At 71.4% G+C, this 20,592-nt stretch carries 17 protein-coding genes; 1 reads left to right on the top strand and 16 read right to left on the bottom strand.

The features are described 5' to 3' along the window. Positions 1–5: 5 nt before the first annotated feature. The 16 genes from AAW14_RS17540 to AAW14_RS17465 form a co-directional block, all read right to left on the bottom strand. Positions 6–995: an enoyl-CoA hydratase/isomerase family protein gene (locus AAW14_RS17540; protein WP_265564791.1), complete on the bottom strand. Its 990-nt coding sequence runs from the start codon at positions 993–995 to the stop codon at positions 6–8. Continuing rightward, entirely contained in the window at positions 992–2,725 is a 1,734-nt protein-coding gene (locus AAW14_RS17535) for an AMP-binding protein (protein WP_265564790.1), read from the bottom strand. Before AAW14_RS17535 ends, AAW14_RS17540 begins: the two co-directional genes overlap by 4 nt. Continuing rightward, complete coding sequence (locus AAW14_RS17530; RefSeq protein ID WP_265564789.1) at positions 2,722–4,452, bottom strand: CocE/NonD family hydrolase; 1,731 nt, start codon at positions 4,450–4,452, stop codon at positions 2,722–2,724. The genes AAW14_RS17535 and AAW14_RS17530 overlap by 4 nt, the downstream gene beginning before the upstream one ends. Then, positions 4,452–5,300 carry an SDR family oxidoreductase gene (locus tag AAW14_RS17525; RefSeq protein WP_265564788.1) on the bottom strand — a complete coding sequence of 283 codons (849 nt, stop codon included), beginning with the start codon at positions 5,298–5,300 and terminating at the stop codon, positions 4,452–4,454. The genes AAW14_RS17530 and AAW14_RS17525 overlap by 1 nt, the downstream gene beginning before the upstream one ends. Next, a complete protein-coding gene (locus AAW14_RS17520) occupies positions 5,297–6,907 on the bottom strand; it encodes an SDR family oxidoreductase (RefSeq protein ID WP_265564787.1) in 1,611 nt (536 codons plus the stop codon). The genes AAW14_RS17525 and AAW14_RS17520 overlap by 4 nt, the downstream gene beginning before the upstream one ends. Further along, positions 6,904–8,244, bottom strand: a complete 1,341-nt coding sequence (locus tag AAW14_RS17515) for a beta-ketoacyl synthase (RefSeq protein WP_265564786.1) — start codon at positions 8,242–8,244, stop codon at positions 6,904–6,906. Before AAW14_RS17515 ends, AAW14_RS17520 begins: the two co-directional genes overlap by 4 nt. Continuing rightward, positions 8,234–9,541, bottom strand: a complete 1,308-nt coding sequence (locus tag AAW14_RS17510; protein WP_265564847.1) for a beta-ketoacyl synthase N-terminal-like domain-containing protein — start codon at positions 9,539–9,541, stop codon at positions 8,234–8,236. The genes AAW14_RS17515 and AAW14_RS17510 overlap by 11 nt, the downstream gene beginning before the upstream one ends. Positions 9,542–9,555: 14 nt before the next feature. After that, the gene (locus tag AAW14_RS17505) at positions 9,556–10,380 is read right to left on the bottom strand and encodes an SDR family NAD(P)-dependent oxidoreductase (protein WP_265564785.1); all 825 of its coding nucleotides are present in this window, start codon (positions 10,378–10,380) and stop codon (positions 9,556–9,558) included. After that, positions 10,377–11,258: an SDR family NAD(P)-dependent oxidoreductase gene (locus tag AAW14_RS17500; RefSeq protein WP_265564784.1), complete on the bottom strand. Its 882-nt coding sequence runs from the start codon at positions 11,256–11,258 to the stop codon at positions 10,377–10,379. Before AAW14_RS17500 ends, AAW14_RS17505 begins: the two co-directional genes overlap by 4 nt. Further along, entirely contained in the window at positions 11,251–12,222 is a 972-nt protein-coding gene (locus AAW14_RS17495) for a ketoacyl-ACP synthase III (protein ID WP_265564783.1), read from the bottom strand. Before AAW14_RS17495 ends, AAW14_RS17500 begins: the two co-directional genes overlap by 8 nt. A gap of 38 nt (positions 12,223–12,260) precedes the next feature. After that, positions 12,261–13,331, bottom strand: a complete 1,071-nt coding sequence (locus tag AAW14_RS17490) for a ketoacyl-ACP synthase III (protein ID WP_265564782.1) — start codon at positions 13,329–13,331, stop codon at positions 12,261–12,263. Continuing rightward, a complete protein-coding gene (locus tag AAW14_RS17485) occupies positions 13,328–15,232 on the bottom strand; it encodes a CoA-transferase (protein ID WP_265564781.1) in 1,905 nt (634 codons plus the stop codon). The genes AAW14_RS17490 and AAW14_RS17485 overlap by 4 nt, the downstream gene beginning before the upstream one ends. Continuing rightward, positions 15,229–16,518, bottom strand: a complete 1,290-nt coding sequence (locus tag AAW14_RS17480; protein ID WP_265564780.1) for a beta-ketoacyl-[acyl-carrier-protein] synthase family protein — start codon at positions 16,516–16,518, stop codon at positions 15,229–15,231. The genes AAW14_RS17485 and AAW14_RS17480 overlap by 4 nt, the downstream gene beginning before the upstream one ends. Before the next feature lie 190 nt (positions 16,519–16,708). Continuing rightward, positions 16,709–17,446 carry an enoyl-CoA hydratase/isomerase family protein gene (locus tag AAW14_RS17475; protein ID WP_265564779.1) on the bottom strand — a complete coding sequence of 246 codons (738 nt, stop codon included), beginning with the start codon at positions 17,444–17,446 and terminating at the stop codon, positions 16,709–16,711. Further along, positions 17,443–18,045, bottom strand: a complete 603-nt coding sequence (locus AAW14_RS17470) for a response regulator transcription factor (protein WP_265564778.1) — start codon at positions 18,043–18,045, stop codon at positions 17,443–17,445. Before AAW14_RS17470 ends, AAW14_RS17475 begins: the two co-directional genes overlap by 4 nt. A 606-nt stretch (positions 18,046–18,651) precedes the next feature. After that, a complete protein-coding gene (locus AAW14_RS17465) occupies positions 18,652–19,785 on the bottom strand; it encodes a glycosyltransferase family 4 protein (protein WP_265564777.1) in 1,134 nt (377 codons plus the stop codon). A 245-nt stretch (positions 19,786–20,030) separates the two neighbouring features. On the opposite strand from AAW14_RS17465, the gene AAW14_RS17460 reads away from it, so the two are divergent. Further along, the gene (locus tag AAW14_RS17460; RefSeq protein ID WP_265564776.1) at positions 20,031–20,357 is read left to right on the top strand and encodes a hypothetical protein; all 327 of its coding nucleotides are present in this window, start codon (positions 20,031–20,033) and stop codon (positions 20,355–20,357) included. The last annotated feature ends 235 nt before the right edge of the window (positions 20,358–20,592 follow it).

Raw genomic sequence — 20,592 nt, 5'->3', positions numbered from 1 at the left:
CCGCGTCAGCTTCCCGTGAAGCGGGGCCGGCGCTTCTCGGTGAACGCCCGCAGGCCCTCCGCGGCGTCACGCACCGTGGTGTGGGTGCGCAGGTGGTACGAGTCCTGCAGCCGCAGCCCGTACTCGGCAGGCTGGCCCCAGGCCCGTTCCCGCAGTTCCTTGAAGAGGCCGATCGAGGCGGTCGGCAGGGCCGCGAACTGCTCGGTGAGTGCGCCCAGTTCGCGACTGAACGCGTCCGGCGCGCAGACCCGGTCGAACAGGCCGAGCGCCAGCGCCTCCGCCGCGGGCACCATACGGCCGGTCAGATAGATCTCGGTGGCCCGCGCCGGGCCGACCAGCCGGGACAACAGCACCACATTGCCGACGTGGCCCACCCCGGCCAGCCGGCTGCCGATCGAGGCGGTGGTGTCGGCCAGCCGGTAGTCGGCGGCGCAGACGATCTCCGCCCCCGCGCCTGCCGCCGCCCCGGTCACGGCCGCGAGCACCGGCTTCGGCAGGTGCAGGACCGCCTCGCACACCCGCAGATAGTGCGCGTCGGAGGTGACGGGGTCGAAGGGGGTGTCGGCGCGGTCGCCGAGCCGCCAGCGGCGCACGCTGTCCACGTCGTCGCCTGCACAGAAGGCGCCGCCGCTGCCGGCGAGGACGACGGTCCGCACCTCCGGGTCGTCCCCCGCGCAGAGCAGGCCCCGCAGCAGGTGGCTGGAGAGGGCGTGGATGAGGCTGTTGCGGTGCCGAGGCCGGTCGAGCACGAGGGTGGCCACGCGGTCCGCCAGCCTGGCCCGCAGCGGAATGTCCGGGTCCGGGTCGACGCGGTCGGCGAACTCCTCGAAGGAGAGGTCCGCCGCGCCAGTCCACTCGCGGGGCCCCTCCGGGGGTACGGGAAAGCACACGGTCTCCGCGGAACGTGCGGTCTCGGCGGCTCGTGCGCTTTCGGCAACGCGTGCGGTCTCGGCGGCTCGTGCGCTTTCGGCAACGCGTGCGGTCTCGGCGGTCACAGCAGCTTCTCCCGTCGAATGCGAAGTCCGGCCGTCTCCCGGTCCCAGGTGTCCTCGGTGACCCCCTCGGCCCGCAGCGCGTGCTTCAGCGGCTTGCCGGTGGGCGTCTTCGGCAGTGCGTCGAGCACCCGGACGTAGCGCGGCAGCATGAAGTGCGCGAGGCGGCTGCGGAGGAACCCGAGCAGTGCCGCCGGATCCGGCCGTTCGGCCCCCTGTTCTTCCGGCGGACAGACGACGAGAAGCACTTCGTCCTCGCCCTCGTCGCCGGGCACGGCCACGGCGGCGGCCTCGCGCACCGCCGGATGGGCCAGCGCCTGCGTCTCCACCTCGAAGGAGGAGATGTTCTCGCCCCGGCGTCTGATGGCGTCCTTCTTGCGGTCGACGAAGACCAGTCCGCCGTCCGGGGCGCGGCGGAAGGTGTCACCGGTGTGGAACCAGCCGTTCCGCCAGGCTTCGGCCGTCGCCTCGGGCCTGCCGTGATAGCCGCTGAGGAACGACCAGGGCCGCCGTGACCGCAGCACCAGTTCGCCGGGCACACCGTCGGGCACCTCGCGGTCGAACTCGTCCACCACCCTGGACTCGATCCCGGGGCGGGGTGTGCCGCAGTACAGGGGGATTCCCGGATCCGGCCGCGAGAGCACGGGGCACGAGACCTCCGTCATGTTGAACAGCGCCCGCACCCGTACGCCGAAGCGCCGCGCGAACTCCGCCGTGTCGCCACCGAGGGGTATGACGAAGGCCTCCCGCAGACGGTGGGCGGTGTCCCCCGGACCCGGCGGCTCCTTGAGCAGATAGGTCGCCATCACTCCGAGCAGGGTGCACAGCGTCGTGCCCGTACGGCGGACGAGCGGCCAGAACTCCTTGGTGGCGAAGGCCGGCACCACCGTCAACGACCCGCCGTGGACCAGCATCCCGTACGCGCCGATCGTGCCGCCCGCGTGGAACAGCGGCAGTTGCAGCAGATAGCGGTCGTCCGGTCCGGCGATGCCGTGGAAGGCGGCGGTGCAGCTGGTGTAGAGGTGCGCGTAGGACGAGACGACTCCCTTGGACGGGCCGGTCGTTCCCGAGGTGTAGATGATGGTCTGGGCGTCCCAGGGCTCCAGCGGCCGTTCGGGCTCGGTGAACACGTTCCGTCCGGGGCCGGAACCGATGTCCTCGTCCTGCCCGACGACGACCCTGAACCGCCGGTCGAGCCCGGCCGCCGCCCGGTCGACGGTCTCCGGAGTGTCATCGGGGGCGGGCAGCAGGACGACGGTGTGCACGGCGCCGGTGCCCACACCGGGCGCGCCCAGCCGCCCGGCGAGTGCGGGCCGGCACACCAGCACCCCGGCCGCGCTGTCGGCCAGCACGTGCGTCAGGTTCACGCCCCGGTAGGCGACATTGAGCGGGACGAGCGTGGCTCCGGCGAGATTGGTGCCGTACCAGGTGCGCAGCGCGTCGGCACCGTTCGGCAGCCAGCTCAGGACGCGGTCGCCGCGGGACACGCCCAGGGCCTGGAGCGCGGCCGCCGTCCGCTCGGTCTCCCGCAAGGTGCGCGCGTAGCTCCACAGCTCGCCGTCGGGCATCAGCGCGTAGGGGGCGTCCGGCCGTTCCCGGGCCCGGCGGCGCAGCAGTGGCCCGAGAACACACTGTTCGGCGGTCGGCACCTCGGGAGAGGCGGGGTCGAGGATGTCGTCGGGGGCCGGCGTGCCGAGTGCCCCGCTACGGGGGCGGGGCCGGGGCATCGTCATGCGGTTCCCTCCTCGGCGGGCAGTGCCTGAAGCTCCAGGGCGGAGCCGTGCGGGACGCCGTGCCAGACGGTCTGGCGCGCGGTGCGGCAGCACGTCGCCTCGCCGATCGCGCCGGTCATGTTGGGGTGCCGGTCCAGATGGGGGAAGTTGCTGCTGGTGATGTGCACCCGGATGCGGTGGCCGGCCGCGAACCGCCAGGCGGTGTCGCCCAGCAGCACCTCCACCGTGACGGGTGCGTGCTCCCCCTCGGGCATGTCCACGCGCAGGCTGCCCTCGGCGACGATCAGGGACCGGCCGTCGGGGCCGACGTCGGTGAGCTTGCCGACCAGCGCGGTCGCGGGGGCATCCGAGGAGAAGGACAGCCGCAGCCGGTGCCGGCCGATGGCGTCGACCGGCTCGGTCAGCGCTTCCGAGGTGTAGCACAGCACATCCGGACGGGCCTCCAGATGGCTCTGGTCGAGCGGACCGGCCACCAGCCGGCCCAGTTGCAGCACGCGGCCGCCGTGCGTCGGGACGGGGTCCTCGGGGTCGTAGGTGAAGGTGTCGCGTCCCTGCCCGCGCGCGGCTGCCGGTGTGCCGAGCAGCCGTCCGCCCTCGCCCGGGGCCGTGCCGCACGCCAACTGCCAGGTGACGGTGCGTACTTGGGGAGGCGGCCAGTTCGGTGCCGTACGCCAGGTGCCGGGGCCGAGGACGAAGTACCGTACCTCCTCGCCCGGCCGGTGGCCGTCGGCGCGCGACGGCCGCAGATGGCGGTCGAAGAAGTCGAGGTGGAGGTCGCCGAGCCGGACGGCCTGTGCCGAACCGTACAGTCCGGTGTTCACCTCGCCCTGGACCTGCGGGAGCTGGCCGGAGTGCACCCAGGGGCCCATCACGAGCTCATGGCGGCCGGGCCGCGGATCCCGGGCGCGCAGGGCCCGGTGGAGCTCGACGGTGCCGTACGAGAAGACGTCGTACCAGCCGCCCACGGAGAAGGTCGGTACGTCGACGGCGCTGAGCCGGTAGTCGACCATGGCGGCGGCACGCCCGGACAGGACGCCCCTGAACCATCCCGGCAGCCCGTCGATGTCCAGGATGTCCGTCAGCGGCCGACGCCGCAGACAGCCCTCCGGATCGTTCATCAGTCTGACGATCGCCGCGGTGGTTCCCTCGCCCACCGGCGTGCCGGCGGCGGCCTGCCGCTCGACCCAGTCCAGTGCCATCAGCCCCAGCCAGCTGGTGAGATGGTCCAGCCGCAGGCAGCCGCCGAGTTGTTCGGCGTCGAACCGCGCGGCGGTGGACATGGCCGGGGCGATCGCCCTGAGGTGCGGTGGCTTCTCCACGGCGGCGAGCCACTGGACGATCGCCTGGAACGAGGTGCCCGCCATCGCCACCCCGCCGTCGCACCACGGCTGTCCGGCGATCCACTCGATCGTGTCATGGCCGTCGGGCCCCTCCCGGTCCCAGGCCAGCGGCGCCCAGTCGCCGTCCGAGCGGTAACGGCCGCGCGTGTCCTGGACGACGGTGGCGTAACCACGGGCCACGCACTGGGCGGGGGTGAGAGTGGCGAGGTTCATCGCCGACTTGTCGTAGGGCGTACGAAACAGCACGGCCGGGCGCGGCTGCGTGTCCGGGTCCGGGCCGCCGTGGGGGCCGGCGGTCACGGGCAGCCAGATGTCCGCGCGCAGGATGGTGCCGTCCCGCATCGGTACGGGGACATCGTGCTCGATCAGGGTGCGGGTGGCCGCCATCAGCCTTCCTCCCGGGGAACCGTGGTGACCGCGCCGGGGGCCGCGGTCCGCGGGCAACGTGCCCCGACATGCTGGGTCATGGCGGCTGCCGCGTCCGCGTGACGCGCCGCGGCCTCCACCCGGATCAGCGGGCCGACGCTCATCCGCGCCGGGCGGTCCACCAGCCACTCGACGGTGTCCGCGATGTCCTCGGGGGTCAGCACCACCTCGCTGTTCACGCCGAGATCGGCGGGGCGGGCGGCCAGCCGGGTCGCGACCCAGCCCGGGCTGACGGTGACCGCGCGCACACCGAGGTCGCGGTTCTCCTCGTGAATGAGCGCAGTCAGCCGATTGAGCGCGTGCTTGCTGACGCCGTAGGCACCGCTGCCCGGCACCGTCTCGCAGCCGACACCGGATCCGATGGTGACGATCCAGCCGCGCCCACGCTCCCTCATCCCCGGCAGCACCCGCCGGGCCAGCAGGAACGGCACCGTCACATTGACGCGGAGCTGCAGCTCCCAGTGCCGGGGCTCCGTCTCGTGCACGTCGGCAAGCCGGATCGCCCCGGCGCTGCACACCAGCAGTTCCACCGGACCGAGCATGTCCTCGGTTCGGGCGACGGCTTCCTCCGGTCCCCCGTCGGCGGCCAGGTCCAGGGGGATCGGCAGCGCGATACCTCCGTCGGTGCGGATTCCGGCGGCGACGGACGTGAGCTCACGCGGCCTTCGGCCGACGAGTGCCACGACGCTCCCCCGCGCGGCGAGCGTGCGGGCCACGGCCGCGCCGATCCCCGACGACCCTCCGGCGACCAGTGCGACGGTCGGGAAGCGCACCGGGGACGCAGGTACAGGTGCCGGGCCGGCCGTCATCGCAGTGCTCCTTCCCGGTCCCGGCCGTATCCCGCACGCAGGGGTGCGACATCACCCAGACCGAAGCCTCCGTCCACCCGCAGCACATCGCCGGTCAGCCGTTGCGCCGCCGGGCTCAGCAGATGACCGAGCACCGAGGCCACCTCGTGCGGCTGTCCCACCCGCCCGGCCGGGATCCGGCTGATCCAGCCACGGCGGTGGTCAGGTCCGGCCGCCTCCCCCATGGGGGTGTCGATGATGCCCGGCGCGACACAGTTGGCGCGGATGCCGTGGCGGGCCGCCGACACGGCGAGGCAGCGGATGAACTGGGCCATCGCCGCCTTGCTCGCACCGTAGTACTCCAGTCCGGCCACCGGTGAGAAGGAGCAGCTCACCGACGACACTCCGACGACCGAGCCCGATGTGCCCTCCTCACGCCAGCGGGCCACCAGGTCCTCGGTGACGGCGATGAAGCCGAACAGGTTGACCGCGAAGGTCCGTCGTGCCGAGGCCGCGTCCCCGCCGATCGCACTGAAGCCGAGATGTCCCGCGGCGTACAACAGGGCGCCGACACCGTCGGCCGCCTTCCAGGCCCTGTCGCCGAGGCCCGCCACGTCCTCCTCGTCGGAGAGGTCACAGCGCAGCGTCCATGCCTCGCGGCCCAGCCGCGTCACCTCCTCGGCCGTCTCGTCGAGCGCGGCGGTCCGCCGCGCGGCCAGCACCACGTCGGCGCCGCGTTCGGCCAGATGCAGCGCGGCGGCCCTGCCGATCCCGCTGCTCGCTCCGGCGACCAGGACCCGTGTCCCCGCCAGATCGGCCGGGACACGGGAGGAGGGTCCGGTGACCGGACCGGATGGCAGGAACGCGGGGCCCTCGGCAGCGGCCGGGAGCGGCCAGTCGGGGCCGTCCTCGGGCAGCGCCGGGATCTGCCCGAGCCCGGCTCCGCCGTCCGCGCGCAGGGTCTCCCCCACCAGATAGGAGCAGCCGGCGGAGAGCAGGAAGGCGACACCGGCCGCCACCTCGACGGCCGTGGTGAAGTGGCGCTGCGCCTGGTAGCGCAGCAGTCCGGCCTCGGCGAACGGGGGCAGCCGGTGGCCGAGTTCGGGGGCGTAGCCGGTCAGCAGCGTGTTGGCCACGACGCCGGATCCTGCGAAGGAGGCGGCCAGATGCCGCCACCAGCCCAGATCGGCGGCGAGCCGCGCCCGGCTCTCGAAGCCGTCCGCCGGACGGGTCTCGCGTCCCGCGTCCGTCACCAGCACCAGCCGGCCGCCGCCCGACCGGGCCATGGCACGGGCGGCGGCCAGAATGCGGGCGCGGTCCAGGCCGGGGGACGGAAGGGCACCGAGGGCGCCGTCGCCCACGAGCACGGCGCAGTAGCCGGTCGCCTGCTCGGAGCCGGGGCGTCCCGGCAGTATCGTCCGCACGCCCAGCGCCGAGAGCGGAGCGGTCAGTGCGCCGGCGGCGGGGCCGGGGCCCGCGTCGAGCACCGTGAACGCGCCGGTGGCGGCCCGGATCGTGGCTCCTTCTTCGCCGGCATCGTGGCCGCCCCGGGCATCGAAGGGCGCCCGCAGTGTGTTCCACTCGGCAGCGGTCGTCGGCTGTGGGGGGCCGTCCTCGGCATGGGTCATGGCAGTTCGCCGCCTTCGTGTCCGTCGTGGCTCTCGTGTCCGTCGTGGCTCTCGTGTCCCTGGAGGCCTTCGTGGCCCTCGTATTCGATGAGCATGCTGGTGGCGTCACCGCCCGCCCCGCAGGAGAGCACCAGCGCGCTGTCCCCGTCGGTGGACCGGGGCTGCCCGAGGACGGGCTCCGCCGGCAGATTCCGGTAGGGCACCAGGCAGTTGGCGCTCGGTGCTATCTCGCCGTGGTGCAGCATCAGCAGGCTGCCGAGCAGCTTGACCAGTCCGCCGGTGCCCGCCACATGCCCGAAGACGGCTTCCTGGTTGGTCAGCAGCAGCCGACCGCCGTGTCCGGTCGCTTCCCGGGCGCCGGTCAGCGCCTGGCACAGGTGGTCCTCGACGAACCGGTTGCCGTCCGCGTAGTCGTTGACGAACGCCAGGTCCGCCAGGGACCGGCCGGCCGAAGCCAGCACGGCCCGGATGTCCCCGACGACGTTGTCAGGAGGTCCCGTTGCCACGGTGGACGGTCCGTTGCTGCGGGAGGAGTGCAGGTGCATCCGGTAGCGCAGGCCGGACCCCCGGCCGGTGGCCGCGTTCTCCAGGACGACGGCGACCGCTCCCTCGCCGGTGGCGTTGCCCGTCTGGACCTCGTCGTGCGGCCGCACGTCCCCCCGGTGCGCGGAGAGCGAGGAGGCCCGGTAGCCGCTGCGGCCGGTGTGAGTGGTCCCCGCGACGAACACCGGATCGGTGGCGACGTCCACCCCGACCACGACCGCCCGGTCCACGTCCCCGCAGCGGAACATCTGCTGGACGACGTGGAGGGCACGAAGCGCCACGTTGCAGGAACCTGCGACGCTCAGCGTGGGGCAGGCGAGGCCCAGCGAGGACGCCACGGCGCTGTGAACGCTGGGCGGGGTACCGGTCAGCCAGTAGTCCATGCCGAGCGCGGCGATCCCCTTGGCCTGGGCGGTGGCGTAGTAGCGGACCGTCTCGGGGAAGGCGAACTGCAGGGAGCAGACGACCAGTACGGACCGCCCCGTATCGAGGTCGGAGGGTTTCAGGCGGGCGTCGGCCAGCGCGGAGTGCACGGCGCCGATGGCGAGCTGGGCAGCTCTGGACAGGCGCGGCACGGCCTTCTCGGGGATCGGCAGTTCCCGTACGGGGTCCCAGCCCCGCACGGTCCCGGCCAGGCGCAGCGGCAGCCCCGGATGACCGTAGCCCGACAGGCAGTTGGTGCCGGCGCGGATGACCCGCCAGAAGCCGTCGACATCGGTGCACGCGGATCCTTCGGGCCCCGGCAGGACGAGTCCGGCACCCGCGAGCCGCAGCAAGGGAGCCTCAGGCGACATCGGCGCCTCCCAGCAGCAGCGCGCTGTTGACGCCGCCGAGCTGGTAGTTGAAGCTCAGGGCACGCGTGAAGACCAGCGGCCTGGGCTGTGTCCCCGGCACCGGGTCGAAGGTGCAGACGTCCGAGGGCTTCTCGCAGTTGGCGGTGGGGCACACCTGGCCATGACGCATCATCAGCAGCGTGAGCGCTGCGCCGAGGTTGCCGAGCGGGGCGCCGCAGTGCCCGAAGCAGGCCTCCTGCGAACTGACCAGCACCGAACGGGAGTCGTCGCCGTACAGTGCGCGGACCGCGTTGGCCTCGATCCGGGTGAACAGTGGGTCGCCCTCGGCGCCTCCGTTGACATAGGGCACCTCGGCGAGTTGGGCCCGCCCGTCGAGGCAGCGTCGGGCGGCCTCGGCCAGCGCTCCGCCCCCGGCGTCGATGGCGAACGCGCTTTTGAGTCCGGCGCGAGTGGTGGCCTGGGACAGCACCGCTCCGTAGGAGCGGGCGCCCCGCCGCGAGGCATGCGCGCGGCTCTCCAGAACGAGGGTGACCGAGCCGTCGCCGTAGTTCATGGACTCGCCGCGGGCGTCGTACGGCCGCATCGGCCGGTCGAACCGGGAGGTGGGCGGTTCGGTGTGGTGGCGGACGGGCTCGCGTTCCACGACCTGCCGCAGCCGGTCGCCGTGCAGCAACCGCTCAGGATCGAACCGGTCCACGCCGGTGACGACGGCCAGGTCGGCCTGTCCGTCCGCGATCAGCGTGCGGGCCAGCCCCAGCAGCACGGCCGACGAAGCACAGCCGCAGGTGACGGTGTAGCAGGCACCGGTGCTGCCCAGCAGGGCCGCCTGCACCGGTCCGACGTCGCTGGCCGTTCCAGCGACGATGGCCCTGATGAACAGCGCCTTGGCCTGCGCCGGGCTGACGGTCTCCGGGTCGGCTTCGTGCCAGGCCCGGTAGCTGTCGTAGTTGCTGTCCACGCCCGCCCGCGCGGTGAGGACGGCGGCGTGGGACAGCTGGCCGGCCCGGTGGTCGAGCCCGGCGTCCGCGCAGGCCTCGGCGAGTGACACCAGACCGAACAGATGCACGTCGGCGTAGCTGCGCAGATGGTTCTCCGGCAGTTCGGGCAGCAGTTCGGCGAGGGCCTGACGAGCCCCGTGCACCACGCCGTGGTGGAAGCCCCCCTGGTCGACGTGGCTGGTACCGGTGGACGCGGTGCGCCACAGGTCGTCGGCCGTCCGTACGGGACGGTGCGGGCCTCCGGGCAGGCAGAAGCCCATACCGGTGACGAGAGTGTCCCTCGGGCCCCGTACGAACATGGCGGTCGCGCGGCTCACAGGGCACCCCCGTCCACGTTGACGGCCTGTCCGGTGATGCCTCCCGACAGGTCGGAGAGCAGATACAGCACCAGGGTGGCGACCTCCTCGGGCCGGACCAGCCGACGCAGGATCGTCGCGCCCACCGCGCGCCTGAGATAGCGTTCCCAGGTCAGATCGGGCGGACCGTGGTGCTGGGCGAGGCTCGCCACGAAGGCGTCGCCGTAGCGGCCGCCGTCGGTGGCCGCGGGGCTGTCCGTCAGTCCGGGGCAGACCGCGTTGACCCGGATCCCGAAGACCCCGAGTTCGGCGGCCAACGACTGGGTGAGGCCGTTGAGCCCGAACTTGGAGGCGCAGTACGACGTGTTGGCGGGCAGTCCGCGCTTGCCCGCGACGGAGGACACCATCACGACACCGCCTCTGCGGCGCTCCATCATTCCGGGGACGACGGCGCGGGCCACCCGGAAGGCACCCAGCAGATTGATGTCCAGCGGGGTCATCCACTGCTCCTCCGTCTGGTCGCAGAGGAACGCCTGGTTACGGGCCTCGCCCGCGCAGTGCACCAACTGGTCGACAGGTCCGAGTAGTTCCTCCGCCCGGCGGACGGCCGCCGCCACCGCCTCGCCGTCGGTGAGGTCGGCGGCGACGGCCACCGCCCGTCCGCCCCCGCTCTCGATCTGCTCGGCGTGCCGCCGCAGTTCCTTTTCGTTACGGGCGAGCAGCGCCACCCTGGCGCCGTGTGCTGCCAGCATCGCCGCGATGACGGCACCGATACCGCTGCTGGCTCCCGTCACCAGCGTGGTTCGTCCGTCCATGACGTCCGTTGCGAAACCGATCTTCATGCTGAGTCCACCGTTCGGTTGGTCGTGGCCAGGACACGGGCGGGCAGACCTCCGGCATCGATCTCCAGGACGGTGCCGGTCACCGAGGGGTTGTCGGCGACGAAGGCGACCGCTTCGGCCACGTCCCGCTCGTCGCACCAACGGCCCAGCGGGATGTGCCGCCGCAGGTCGTCCATGTAGGCGGCGTGCCGGGCGCTCGCGGAGGTGCGCCTGCGCAGGGCCTCGCCGTCGAGCACGCCCGGCGCGACGGCAGCCACCCGGATCCCGTACTCGCCGAGTTCCGTCGCCCAGGTGCGCGTGAGTGACTCCACGCCCGCCTTGGCGGCGCAGTAGGCGGACTGCCCGTAGGCGCCGTGGCGGACCGTGGAGGAGATGTTGACGATGGCGCCCCGCGTGCCGGCGGCGAGCATGACCCCGGCGGCCGCGCGCCCCACCAGGAAGACGCCCGTCAAGCACAGCCGCACAGTCCACTCGAAGTCCTCGACCGGGTGCGGGCTCAGCCTCGGTGTGCCGTTCTCGCCGGGTCGTACGCTCACGAGCCGGTGCGAGTAGTTGCGGCCCGCGTTGTTGACGCACAGTTCGAGGGGTGGCGCCTCGGCGGACAGATACGCGAACAGGGCGTCCACTGAGGTCTCGTCGGTCACGTCGGCCCGGAACGCGTGGAGCGTCAGGCCGTCGGTGGCGGCGGCCTTCACGCAGGCGTCCAGGTTGACCTGGGAGCGTGAGCAGATGACGGTGTGCCGGCCCGTGGCGGCGAGACGGCGGGCGACGGCAGCGCCCAGGCCGCGGCTGCCGCCGGTGACCAGGGCCGTGGCGTGGCCCGAGCCGACCGGGCCCGCTTGCTCAGGGCCGGGGGCGAGGAGCTGACGATCAGGCACGGAACAGCAGCCCTCCGTAGTACCAGCCCGATCCCACGGTCGGGGTCAGGAACAGATCACCGGGCTTCATCCGGCCGTCGCGTGCCATCTCGGACAGGACGATCGGGATGGAGGCGCTGCCGGTGTTGGCGCGCTGCTCGAAGTTGGTGACGAACCGTTCGTCGGGGATGCCCAGCCGTTCCTGGACGGCCCGGTGCAGCGCTCCGGTGCCGGGATGCGGTACGACCCAGTCGATGTCGGCCATCTTCAGTCCCGCACGGGCCAGCACCCGTCCCGTCAGATCGGCGTGGGAGGCGACCGCGACGTCCACCAGGCTCCTGCTGCTCCTGATCCAGCCTCGCGGCGGAAGGACGGTGACGGTTTCGCGGGCCGCGCCGTCGCTGATCAGCAGGGAGTCCAACAGCCCGTCCTCGCCCCCCGCCTCGCCCTTCACGAGCACCGCGGCACCGGCCGCATCACCGACGACGAGCTCTCCCCTGCTGCCGGGCCGCACCCGCCGGGAGAACTGCTCCGAGGAGACGACGACCGCCGTACGCCACTTGGGATGGGCCTTCAGCAGCGCCGCCGCGGTCTGCACACCGTGGACGAACCCGGTGCACGCCCCGCAGACGTCGAACGCCAACGCGCCTGCCGCGCCCAGCAGATGGGCCACCTGGGGCCCGTGCTCCGGCACGAACTGCCGGTCGGTCCAATTGCTGAGGATCAGCAGATCCGTGTCCGCAGAGTCCAGCCCGGCGTGTGCCAGGGCCTGGCCGGCCGCCTGGGCGGCCATGAAGGGAACCGTCTCGTCCTGCTCGGCCACATGCCGGGCGCGGACGTCGAGCGTGCCGATCACGGCTGCGTCGACCGCGTTCCCCCCGGGTGGGCCGTCACCGGCGATCTCCACACGGGTACGTGGGTAGTAATGCCCGTGTCCCGCGAAACGCAGACCGCTGCCGCGCCATGTCGATGCCTCGTCGTTCACTGTCTGTCCCCCCGGTCGGGCCGGTGCCGTACGGCCGGTCATCGGTAGCGGAAGAGCATCGCGCCCCAGCTGAAGCCGCGGCCGATGCCGATGGCGGCGACCAGGTCGCCCGGCAGGACGTTGCCGGAACGCAGGTTCTCCGAGAGGCAGCTGGGGATGCTGACGCTGGAGGTGTTGCCGCGGGTCTGGATGTTCGTCAGGACCTTCTCGCGGGGAAGCCCGAGCTCCTCGCACACCTGATTGATCATGTTCAGGTTGCCCTGGTGCGGGACGAACCAGTCGATGTCGTCCACGGTGAGGGCGTTGCGCCCCAGGATCTCCCGGCCCACCTGGGCCAGCAGTTGGGGGCCGAGCTGTCCGACCTGGCCGCCCCGCATCAGCATCTTGTCGTTGCCGTCGATGTCGAACGCGTCGAAGTACGAGCCGTCGGCGTGCAGGGCAACGTCGAGCAGACCCCTGTGCCGGGGGTCGGCCGACCAGACCGCGGCCGCCGCGCCGGCACCGAAGAGCGCCGAGTAGCGGTAGTCGAAGTTGAGGATCGGCTTGGGATTCTCGGCGCAGACGACCAGGGCGTTGCGGAAGCCGAGCGCCGGAAGCATGGCGCAGGCCGTCGCGCTGCCGTACATGAACCCGGCGCAGGCGACGGCCGTGACGTCGAAGCACATCGCGTGCCGCAGCCCGGCCTGGTGCTGCAACGGCAGCGAGATGTCCATGTAGTTGTTGGTGGCGCTGGACGGGTTGACACGCGGGCGGGTGGTGGAGGTGGTGCCGATGAGCAGGTCGATGTCCTCGGGTGCCAGGCCCGCGTCGGCCAGGGCGAGATCGACGGCCCGGGCGGCCATCTCGACGGCGCGCTCCTTCTCGTCTGACGGCCAGTGCCGGCTGCGGATGCCTGTGTGCCGCTGGATCCAGGCGTCGTCGATGCCGAGCGCGCCGATGTCCTCGAAGTATGCGTTGGTGACCGGCTCTCCGGGGAAGTAGTGGCCGATGCCGCTGAGCCGGGCCGGGGCGATCGCCGTGGGCGGCAGGGGGCGGCGGACGGCGGGGGCGTCGGTGGGTGCGGTGGCTGTGGTGGCTGTGGTGGCTGTGGTGGTGCCGGTGGGCTTCATCGGTAGTGGCCTTCCGGGTCCATGCTGCGGAGCAGTACCAGTTCCTCGGGCGTGACGGGCTTCTCGTCGACGGGGTCCGGCTCCGGCAGCCGCCAGGAGGTCAGCCGCCGTACGGCCTCGGCGGGCGTGGCGGGCGGTGCGGCCCGGCCGCCCTGCGGGGACGACGTGCCGTTCCCGGCCGGCGGCAGCCAGCTGACGAGCCGGAACGGACTCCCGGCCCCCGGCCTGCCGAACCGGCCGAACTGACTGACCACGTCCCGCACCCGGTGGCCGGGGCTGGTGAGATGGGCGAGGGAGGTGACGTAGCGGCGCGGGGACGCCTGGGCGACGACGAGACAGTCCACCGCGGACGCGATGTCGTTGGCGCCGCCGGAGCCGGTGATCCACCGGCCGGTGGGCAGCAGCGTGGTGTTGATGTTGCCGCCCTCGTCGATCTCGGCGGCGGCCAGCACGCCCAGACAGCGCGGGTTGGCGGCGACCGCCCCGCCCAGCGTCTCGGGTACGCCGGCCAGCATCCGGGAGCGGCTCGCATGGCGCTGGCTGAACAGGAAGACATCACCGGGCGCCGGGTCCATCGACTGCAGGCCGAGCTCGGCGGCGACCCCCACCGTGATCCCGCGGGCCGCCAGCAGCTTGGCGCCCAGCCAGGCGGCCATGTGCGAGGCACCGATTCCGGCGAGGACGGTGTCGTAGCCGCGTTCCGCGACGAGGTCGGCGACGGTTCGGGCACCGAGCACGATCAGTTGCTCCGGCTCGGTGGGCGGGGCAACGGTGTCCGGCATGGGAACACGGCCGGTGCCGGGTCCGGGCGCCTTCGTGGCGCCCGTGCGGCGGGTGTCGGGTCCGGGCGCCGTGGTCGTGCCCGTGCGGGCGGTGGTGTCGTCGGTCAGCCGCAGGGCGGCGCGGCGCTCCTCGCCGAGCCGCTCCAGATAGGCGTCATGGCCGCTCAGCCCCCCGACCCAGGTCTCGTACCAGTCCTGTGCCGTCTCCGCCTGCCCGCAGGCCCGGACGATCTCGGTGAGGAACGCGTAGTCGTCGAGGTAGCCGGGGATCTGGGCGATCCCGTTCGTGCGCAGCGACTGCGGATGGGCGCCGAACGGCGCCTCGCACAGCCCCCGTACACGCGCTGCGGGGATCACCACCCGGTCCGCCATTCCGGCGACGACCTCGTCGTCGACGATCGCCTCCACCGAGGCGAGCACGCCGTCGCGGGCGGCGTACGCGGCCCAGGCGCCCTCCCCCAGCGGAGGGCAGGCGACGACGTTGCCGTGCCGGTCGGCGCACACCCCGTGGAAGAGCGTGACGTCCGGGCGCAAGGGGTTCATCAACGTCACCGAGCGCCCGGGGTCCTCGGGGTGCGGGACGGTGTGGAGCACACCGTCCTTGCCGCACCGCAGATCGGTCTCGGCCAGCATGGACCCGGTGGTGGCGAAGGGCTGTCCGAGCGCGGCGGCCATCAGCCGCTGGGTGTAGCTGAGCAGAGACCAGAGCTCGACCTCGAAGGGTTCCCCGGAGGCGAGATCGCGGTAGAGCCGGTTGGGCCGGGGGGCCGGGTAGGTGTCGCCGAGGAAGCCGGTGACGACCTTCCGCAGGGCGCCGGACAGGGCGAGCGCATGGGCGTTGGAGTGGACGGCGGTGGTGCTCAGGGTCAGGCTGCGCGTGCCGGCGAAGACCCGGGCCACGGCGTTGACCAGGGCGTTGGGCCGGGACATGGTGGCGGCGGCGTGCACATGTGTGCCGGGCCTGACGAAGGTACGGATCAGTTCGTCGGGGCCGGAGGCGATGTACGGACCGGAGGTGACGGGGGCGGCGGAGGGGCCGGGGGCGGCGGGAGAGCTGGAGGCGGCGGAGGGGCGGCCGCTGCCGGGGCGGGGCGGGGTCCGTTCGGTGGGGAGCGTCATGCCCGCTCCAGAGCCACGACGGACGTCTGGCTGCCGAAGGCGAACGACAGGGAGACGGCCAGGTCGAGTTCGGCGTCCCTGGGTCCGTCCGCCACGTGGTCGTAGGCGCACTCGGGGTCAGGGGTGGCGTGGTTGGCGGTCTTCGCGAGCCTCTGGTGGTACAGCATCAGCGCGGTCGCGGCCACGTTGATGATTCCGGCCATGCCGAAGGTGTGGCCGTAGACCGGCTTGTTGGAGCCGTGCGGTGGCAGGTCGCCGTCGTCGTGGCGGGGCAGGAGTTTCCTGAGGGCGCGGCTTTCGGCGATGTCGTTGTAGCGGGTGGCGGTGCCGTGCCCGCAGACGTAGCCGATCTCCTCCGGCTTGCGGCCCGCGTCGTGGAGGACACCGGTGACGACGGACGCGGTGATGTCGCCGACCAGGTCCATGCTGGTGGCGTGACCTGCCTCGTTGAGCGCACGGTGGCCGAGGATCCTCGCGTAGAGGCGCGCTCCGCGGGCCCGTGCCGAGGATTCGCGCTCCAGACACAGCGTCATGGCGCCTTCTCCGAGCGCGAATCCGCGACGGGTGCGGTCGTAGGGGCGTACGGCCGATGCGGGTTCGTCGCGCTCGGGGGAGAGCACACCGTCGCCGAGCGCGAGATAGCAGCGTGCCACCTCGGCGAGGATGGGGAACTCGTGGCCGCCCACCAGCACCACGTCGGCGGTGCCGGAGCGCAGTTCGCGCAGGGCCAGGCCGATGGCGTGATGGCCGCCGACACAGGCGCTGCTGACAGTGGTGACCAGGCCGCGGGCGCCCAGATGGATGGCCGACAACGTTGCAGGGCAGCCGGCCAGGCCCCGGAACATGGCGCCCTTGTCACGGTACGGGTCGACGGGAGCCGTACCGGTCATCGCCGACTGCCACCAGGCGAGCGGCCCGCGCGAGGAGGACTGAAGGATGCTCAGCCGGTCGGCGCGCACCTGGCCCGGACCGAGACCCGCGTCCCTGAAGGCGTCGGCGACGGCCGACATGGTGACCAGGATCTCCCTGCTGTACTTGGCGGCGTGGGCCGCGGGAAGGCCCGGGAGACAGGACCGGTGGTCGAAAGAGCCGAGCTGGGCGGCGACATGGACGGGCAGGCCCTCGGCGGCCGCGTCGAACCGGTCGAGACGGCCGATCTGCGGGACACCGTTCGAGATGTGGTCCCAGAAGGTCCGGGCATCGGGAGTGTTCGGCAGTACGCACCCGATCCCGGTCAGGACGATCGGATCCGGGCGGCCCGTTGGGGACTTACGGTGACTGACCATGCACTGAACGTAACCGGCAACTCCGGAGCTGGGGGATGGCCGTCAGGTACTCAATACGCTGGGTGACCGGTGACCGTAGGTACTCAGCCCAGGTCGGCCGGTCCGCCGCGCTCCCGGCCACGGAAACGGCCGTCCCGGAGGATTCCGGAACGGCCGTGCGCGGACGGCGAACCCGTCCGATGCCCCCGTGTCATTCCCTTCCGGCCGCCGCCTCCCACCAGAAGCCGCTTTCCAGCCCGAGCGCCGCCGACCGGTCCAAATGGCCGGAGTCCCGCAGCAGTCGTACGGCCGCGGTGAGCAACTGCGGTTCCATACGGGCGAGTTGCGCGGCGATGTCCGACGCCTCCGCCAGTGCGCGGCCGTCGTCCGTGACCCGGTCCACCACACCCGTTCCCGTCAATGCGCGGGCGCTGATCCGCTCACCGGTCAACAGCATTCCGGCCGCGACACCGCGTCCCGCCCTGCGGATGAGCGAGTGCACGGCGCCGCCGCCGGGAACGGCACCTATGCCCAGCTCCGGCAGGCCGAAGAGCGCGCCGCCGCCCGCGACCACCAGGTCGCAGGCGAGGGCGAGTTCGAGTCCCCCGCCCAGCGCATACCCCTCGACGGCGGCGAGCACCGGGAAGGGCGCCTGATGGAGAGCGGCGAACACAGTGGTGAAGTGCGCCCGGCGCTCGGCACGCAGGGAGAGGTCGCCCCACGCGGGCTCCTTGGTGTCCGCACCGCTGCAGAAGGAGCGACCGGCACCCGTGAGAAGGAGACAGCACGGACGGTCACCCGCTTCGGCCTGTGTCAACTCGGCCAGATGCCGGGCCAGTCGGCTCAGCAGAGCCGTCGACATGGCGTTGTGGCGGTCCGGGCGGTTCAGGGTCAGCACGGCCACGAGGCCGGCTTCGGTGAGGATCACCGGACGTTCGTCGGCCGTCATATCGCCTCACTCTCCGTCGTCGCCCAGGTGCCGCCACGAGGCGCCGGCGGTCCCGTGCGGCCGGCCGGCCCGTACGCCTGGAACAGTTCCTTGCGGCCGGACACGCCTACCTTGCGGAAGACCCGGCTCACATAGTTCTTGACGGTCTGATGGGTGAGGAACAGCTCCTGGGCGATCTCCTCGTTGGACCGGCGCGTCAGCAGCAACTCAAGGATCTGCTCCTCACGGTTGCTCAGCTTCGGCAGCCGCCGCTCGCCCCGGGCCCGCTCCGGCCGCACCTGAGGTTCTTGCGGGTTCTCGCCGTCGTCCCCCAGATGCCAGAAGGTGCGCCCGCTGACCACGTCGTACAGGCCTTTCACGATGGTCTCCGGCGGGCACGAGTCATGGACGAATGCCGCCGCACCACCGCGGATCGAGTCCGCCACGGACTGCGGGGTGTTGTCCCGGCTGTACATCACCACGCGTGTGTTCCACGCGGAAAGAGTGCTCCTCAGGTATTCCTGGCAGGTGTACCACTGCTCGTATTCGACAAGCAGGATGTCGGGTCGCGTTCTCCTTATCAAGGGGACCGCATCGGCCAGCCGCATTCCGCTGCCCATCACCGTAATTCCGGGGGCGTCCCGGAAGAGGTCGAGCAGCGCCTTGCGAATCAGCGGCGAAGAATGAAGTATGAAAAGGCTGCACCTTGCTTTTCCAGTCACGTGAGAACCTCTGTACTCAACCGCTCGGTGCACTGCCGTGACGGGGGGTGAATCCACCCGAGCACGTTCAGCTCTTTCAGAATCCACCAAATATTGCGCACAAAAAACAGCTGATAAGGGCGTGGCGCTCCGAGATCGACTGCCACCCGGGCCGGGGATGCGCGACCCGGCATCGCAATGTGCGCCGTTATCGACAGATCGATGAACTACGAGGGTCCGTCACTCTCCGCCATGCCGACACCAGTGCGGTGACACGCCTTTCGAGCGAAGACATCGAATGCCCCTCTTCCCCTTACATAGCCCCCGTACCGCCAGCCTAGCAGCGCCTTCCGGCACTCAGGCAGGGTCGTTTCGGCCATTCCACAAAGGAGTTACGCGAAAAAGTTCCGTACAAGAGTTCCGTACAAGAGTTCCATACAGGAGTCCCGCACAGAGTCCCGCACAGGAGTGTCAATACGCGAAAGTACTATTAATTGCGCCACTCGGCGAGTCCTGAGTGCTCGGTCACCGCTCCAGGAAGTCGAACAGTGCTTCCCAGCGGTCGACGATCGCGGCGGGCGAGTACCGCTGGATGTTCTGCCGCGCCCGTTCCCCCATGGAGTTGCGCAGTTCCTCGTCCGACATCAACCGCACCAGTGCGCGGGCGAGTTCGGAGGTGTTGCCCGGCCGGGCCAGCAGTCCGTCCTCGCCGTCGTTGACGATCTCGTGGACGCCTGGCGCGCAGTCGAACGCGGCACAGGGCAGCCCGAAGGCCATCGCCTCAAGCAGGGCGAGCGGGAAACCCTCGCCGCGAGAGGACATCACGAACACCGAGGAGGAACGCAGGGCCCGGGGCACGTCCTCGGTCTGCCCGGCCCACTCCACCGAGCTGTCCAGGCCCAGTTCCGTGCACTGCCGCTTGAGGGCGGCCTCGCTCTCGCCCCGGCCGTAGATGCGCAGCACCCACCCCGGCTGCTTCGCCACCGCCTCGGCCCAGGCGTCGAGGAGCATGTCGACGCCCTTCTCGTGCGAGAGCCGGCCGATGCCGGTGACCACCTTCTCCGTGCGCAGGGAGGGTTCCGTGGGCACGAGGGGCAGCGGGTTCGGCATGAAGCCGACATTGGTCAGGCCCTCGCCCGCCCAGCTGTCGGCGTCCTCCTGGGTGAGCGTGAGCAGCCGGTCGACGTCCGCGTAGTACTTCAGCACCCGCTGGAAGCGCGAGGACTTGCGGGAGGTCTCGAAGGACTCATGGCTCATGCCGATGACCGTGTGACCGGCGGTGTCCGCGAGCGCCACCCACTCCATCGCCCACACCTGGGTGACGACGATCACCGCTCCGGGCCGGGCGGCCCGCAGCAACCGGGACAGCGGCTCGACGGCGGCGCGCATCTGCGCGTCCTGCCGACGCACGGCGGGATCGGCCTTGCCGAGCAACTTGCGCGGTGTGCGACGGCCCGCCGGACGCCGGGAGTACAGGGTCAGCGTCTCGAAGGGTGGGTTCTCGCCGAGGTCCATCGGCATGTTGGGCGGGGCGATGCCAACGATCCGGACACGGTGGCCGCGCTCGGCCAGCAGCCGCGCCAGCTGGATCTGCCAACGGCCAACACCGCCGAGTTCGTTGACCTCGTTGGCCACGAAGAAGATGTCTCGCTGGGTCATCGGGCCCCTCCACCGGGCCGGAGAAACAGTCCACGATCCTTGCCGCGGCACTGCCGTGATCGTACCGCCGTACCTGTTTCACGGCTGCGTATCACTTCAGCTTGATCCACCGCTTGTCGGTCGTTGAAAAACGAACCCTAGATCCAATTCGGCGTTTGTCGCGGCTGCACGGTCGACACGCCCCGGGCGTGTTGACAGGCGCCAGGAATGTTTGGTCTTCTCACTCCCAGAAGGGAGTGTGGTGCGTGATAGAGGCCATCGTCTCAGCTGCCCTCGCCAAGATCGCTGAGGGATCCGGTGCCGCGCTCGTCGACCTCATCCGCCGGAAGATCTCCCGAAGGCAGCAACCGTCGCAAGACCTTGAGCTACTCTCGCGAGTGGAGGCGGGAACCCACTCCGAGGACGACGCTCGGGAGCTACGGACACTCCTCGCCGGATACGCGGATCAGGACCCCGATTTCCGGAGCCGGTTGCAGAGCCTGTCGACATCTGTCGGTGCAATCAACTCGGTGACATCGAGCAACGTGCAGAAGCTGATTCAAGCCCAGAACGTCGGTGACGTCACGATGTAACCCGAAGGCATCGGGTGCAACCAAGTGCACTCTGCGACATGTTGGGAAGATCCGGAGGGGCGGCCCGTGAATCTCGAGCAGGAAGGCGGTCCGCACAATATCGCGGAGCGCCTGTCGGCAAATCAGCTCCTGCAAGTCGGATCATCGGGGCCGATATACGTCCAGCCGTCAACGTCGGCGCGCCACGCGGAACCTCCCCATATGCTGCCCGGTGGGATCGGCCGGGTCATCGGCC

The sequence above is a fragment of the Streptomyces hygroscopicus genome, assembly GCF_026168105.1.
GTDB classification, from domain to species: domain Bacteria; phylum Actinomycetota; class Actinomycetes; order Streptomycetales; family Streptomycetaceae; genus Streptomyces; species Streptomyces hygroscopicus_D.
The sequence above is the reverse complement of the archived record's forward strand: the minus strand, read 5'-3'. Positions and strand labels throughout refer to the sequence as shown.